This is a genomic window from Mesorhizobium sp. WSM4983 (assembly GCF_029625765.1).
In the GTDB taxonomy this organism is placed as follows: Bacteria; Pseudomonadota; Alphaproteobacteria; order Rhizobiales; family Rhizobiaceae; genus Mesorhizobium.
This window is the reverse complement of the sequence record NZ_JARTVM010000047.1, coordinates 1-264: the sequence shown is the minus strand read 5'-3', so window position 1 is coordinate 264 and position 264 is coordinate 1. Positions and strand designations below refer to the sequence as shown.

At 62.9% G+C, this 264-nt stretch carries 1 protein-coding gene; it reads left to right on the top strand.

Annotation, left to right across the window (positions count from 1 at the left end; all coding sequences use genetic code 11):
- The coding region (locus P9254_RS28885) for a class I SAM-dependent methyltransferase (RefSeq protein WP_278103925.1) at positions 1-264 on the top strand (264 nt) is incomplete at both ends.

Below are 264 nucleotides of genomic sequence, written 5' to 3'. Positions count from 1 at the left end.
ATCGCAGCCGACGTCCACTCCGACGCCGTCGATCTGGGGTGCGGGAATGGTGTCATCTCCGCCCATCTGGCGCGACTGCTTCCCCAGGCCACAATTCACGCCACCGACGTGTCATGGCAGGCCGTTGATTCCACCCGTCTCACCGCTCAGGCGAACCAGCTCAATATCGTCACTCATTGGTGCGACGGTCTAGTCGACGTGCCTCATGAGAGCGTCGACGTCGTTGTCACCAATCCGCCCTTCCACCGTGGCACCGCCCAGGAC